5 protein-coding genes (1 of these 5 cut by a window edge) are annotated in these 3,361 nt (G+C 65.1%); all 5 read right to left on the minus strand.

Annotation, left to right across the window (positions count from 1 at the left end; translation table 11 throughout):
* Positions 1-536 carry the 5' end (the start) of a M3 family metallopeptidase gene (locus tag EOC06_RS25555; RefSeq protein WP_128309089.1) on the minus strand. It extends 1,534 nt beyond the left edge of the window, so only the first 536 of its 2,070 coding nucleotides appear in the window; its start codon is at positions 534-536; its stop codon lies off the left edge, out of view.
* A 95-nt stretch (positions 537-631) separates the two neighbouring features.
* Positions 632-1,066: a nuclear transport factor 2 family protein gene (locus EOC06_RS25560; RefSeq protein ID WP_127269640.1), complete on the minus strand. Its 435-nt coding sequence runs from the start codon at positions 1,064-1,066 to the stop codon at positions 632-634.
* Entirely contained in the window at positions 1,063-1,707 is a 645-nt protein-coding gene (locus EOC06_RS25565; RefSeq protein ID WP_023811712.1) for a carbonic anhydrase, read from the minus strand. Before EOC06_RS25565 ends, EOC06_RS25560 begins: the two co-directional genes overlap by 4 nt.
* A gap of 148 nt (positions 1,708-1,855) precedes the next feature.
* Positions 1,856-2,626 (minus strand): DUF429 domain-containing protein, encoded by a 771-nt coding sequence (locus EOC06_RS25570; RefSeq protein ID WP_128309090.1) that lies wholly within the window; start codon positions 2,624-2,626, stop codon positions 1,856-1,858.
* Positions 2,623-3,361, minus strand: a 739-nt coding sequence (locus EOC06_RS25575; RefSeq protein WP_245470059.1) for a PfkB family carbohydrate kinase, incomplete at its 5' end; no start/stop codon positions are given. The genes EOC06_RS25570 and EOC06_RS25575, both read right to left, overlap by 4 nt.

Below are 3,361 nucleotides of genomic sequence, written 5' to 3' on the forward strand. Positions count from 1 at the left end.
CCGAAGCTGGTGCCGAGAGAGGACAATTCCTCGCTGATGCTTGCCAGCCGGTTCTTGCCGTCGGCGTCGAGCTTGGCGCCGGAACGGACGAAGCCCTTCCAGGTCTTTTCCAGCACCCGCAGGGTTTCTGCGTCGAGCTTCAGGCTCTCGCGGCGCTGGTAGAGATCGTCGATGCGGGCAAACAGCCGCTCATTCATCGAAATCGCCGAGAAATGCCTGGACATTTTCGGCGAGATGTCGCGCTCCAGCGCCTGGATCGTCTCGTTGGTGTAGGCGCCGGCGCGGCACCAGAAGATCGACGAGATGCGATCGAGCGCTTCGCCGCCGAGTTCCAGCGCGGCAAGCGTGTTCTCGATGGTCGGCGCATCCTTGTTGCCGGCGATCGCCTCGATCTCGGCCTCGTGCGCCTTCAGCGCCGCGTCGAAGACCGGGGAAAAGTCGCCATCGCCAATGCGCGTGAAATCGGGCAGGCCGAGCGGCCCCTGCCACGCGGTCAGCGGATGGGCGGCGAGGTCGACGGATTTCGTGGAAGGCATGGACAGTCTTTCGATCGTTGACGGGGAGAGGTTTGGTCGTCCCCGATGTAGGGCGAGGCCTCGCAAGGCGCAACGGCTCGGCCCTCAGGATGGCGTCAGAAGCCGTCGCACGTCTCGGCGATTGCCGCTTGCGAACTGGCGGTGATGCGGTCGTCGGTCACCGCGAAAGTCTCATGCATGAGCTTGTCATTGTTGGGAAAGTCGTAGCAGGCGACCACGGTGGTGACCCCGCCTTCGCTCTTTTCGATCCGATGCCGGATCGCTGCGCCCGCAACCGCACCTTTCCATTCGTCCATCGAGGCGATGAATTCCTGCTTGCTTTGCACGATGCCGAGGTCGTCCAGCTTGATGCGGACATCATCGGCGAGCAGGTCGGACAGTTCGGTGCGGTCGGCGACCAGCAGCGCCGAATACCAGCGGCTGATGAGGGCACGATCATCGGCGCGGGCGGCAATAATCGCTATCAGCAGCGCGGCCGCCGTCAAAGCGGCCGACCTGATGTTTACCACCTTGCGCGCCGCTGTGTTCATCCCAGCTCCGGCCGTTCGAAATCGCCGGTTTCCTTGTTCATCGTCCAGAGTTCGCCGGTCGAGATATCGAACCAGGCCCCATGCAGCGACAGTCGCCCCTTGCCCTCGAGAATCGAGACGCAGGGAAAGGTTCTGAGGTTGGCGATGGAATAGCGGATGGAGATGCGCTCCAGCGCGGTCTGGCGCTCCGACGCGGTCATGAAGGTGCTGGAGGAGACGGTTTCGGCCGCCGGCGCGATCAGGCTCATCCACTTGCCGATGAAGTCGCCCGGCGAAAGCGGCGCGGAATTGGTGTCGAGCGCTGCACGGATGCCGCCACAGCGGCCATGGCCCATGACGACGATGTTCTTGACCTTGAGGCTCTGCACGGCGAATTCAAGCGCCGCCGAGGTCGAATGGAACTCGCCATCGGGAGCATAGGGCGGCACCAGATTGCCGACATTGCGCAGCACGAAGAGTTCGCCGGGCCCGGCGTCGAAGATCGCCTCGGGCGCCGAACGCGAATCGCAGCACGCGACGATCATCGTCTCCGGCGCCTGGCCTTCGCGAGCGAGATCGCGATAGCGCCCGCTCTCTGTGAGATAGCGGCCATTCATGAAATTGCGGTAGCCGGCGAGAAGATGTTCAGGGAGATGGGACATGGGCGGCGTCTGGAGCCTTTCCGGGTTGGATGCGGCAGCTCGTTGCGGTCTAGAGAGGCTCTAGCGGCAAAAGCCGGTCGCGAGCAATGCAGAATTATGAGGGCTGGCTAGAAATGCCATGCATCGAGCGCAACCTTGGCCAACAGCGTTACGCCCAGATGGCGACAGGAATGCCAAAGCTGTCGCGGCCCGGCGGGTCGGGCAGCGGCCGTGCCTCACCGCTGGCGATGCGACCGGCGATCAGCGTCATCGCGGCCGCGTCGAGGAAATCATCGGCGGCTGCGCCGCGCGGTGGCGGCTGGTCGAGAAAGGCCGTGTCATAGCCATGCCGGCAAAGCAGAGCCTTGCGTTCCGCCATGCCGGCCGGATTGATGCCGCCCTTGATCTTCTTCGGCAGTTGCATGGCCTGATCGCCGTTCAGGCGGCAGAAAGCGACTTCCGGATGCGATTCGAACACGCGGCCGCGCAGATCGGGTCGCGCGATCAGCAGGGCGTCGATCTCGCGGATCTTGGCAAAAATGCCGAACGCCTGGATCGAGACTCCGCGCGGCGGGTCGGATGTGGTCAGGGCCACCGCACTTGCCCTGATGTGCGCGGCATACCAGGCTTCGATGGTGGTGAAATCATTGGTCTCCGCATAGAGCGTGGCACGGGAGGGGATCGAGAAGACGCTGGATTGGCGCGCCCCGAGCAGCGGCCGCACCAGCGCTTCGGGGCCGCGACCGCCCTTGCCCGAAAAGTCGGGTAGGCCGATCGGCATGTCGACAGCGATGACAGCGTCTTCGGGAAGGGATGCGAGCAGGGCAGTGAAGGTTGCAAAGACACCGACCGACGGTGCCATGCCAAAAGCGCACCGGACGGCGATCCAGCCGGCCTTGCAGCCGTCGACGCCGACAAGCACGGCCTCAGTCGACGTCACGCCCGGCGGCCCCGCCCCGGATGCGTGAGGTGGCGAAGCTGGACCATCGCCATCGGATGCGACAGGCTCTGCGCATCGGTTTCGAGCTGCAGTTCGTCGCCGCCGCGCTTGGCGGTGCGCGCCAGGATCTCGTAGACCGCCGCCGTCGTCGATTGCAGCGCCTTGACCGGCGGCTGGCCGGATAGGATACGTGCCAGATAGACGGCCGCCGTCAGATCGCCCAGGCCATTCGGCGGCTTGTCGATCAGGCGATGTTCGGCGAGCAGCGCCTGGCTGCTATCGAGCAGCAGATTGCCGGTGCCGCCCGTCATCATCGACGGCGCAGAGGTGACCAGCATGGTCGATGGTCCGGCGTGGAGCGCTGCCGCGATCGCCGATTTCAGGTCGGGCAACGCGGCGCCGGCCATCCATTCCAGTTCGTAGCGGTTGGGGGTGGCTATGTCGGCGATCGGCATCAGCCGGTCGCGCATGGCGATGGCTGTCGGCTCGGGCACGTAGAGGCCGCCCGAATCACCCATCACCGGATCGCAGATATAGACGGCGCCGGGCGTCCTTGCCTTCACCGCGGCGACCAGCGAGGCGACGGCCTCGGCCTGGCCGGCCTCGCCGAGATAGCCGGACAACACAGCGCCGACTTCACCCAGCCATGGCGCCCGCTCGAGATCGGCCATCAGCGCCTTGAACTGGTCGAGCGGCGGTACGATCCGTGTTGCCCGTCCATGCCCGGGATGCCAG

Source organism: Mesorhizobium sp. M7A.F.Ca.MR.362.00.0.0, assembly GCF_004023175.1.
In the GTDB taxonomy this organism is placed as follows: domain Bacteria; phylum Pseudomonadota; class Alphaproteobacteria; order Rhizobiales; family Rhizobiaceae; genus Mesorhizobium.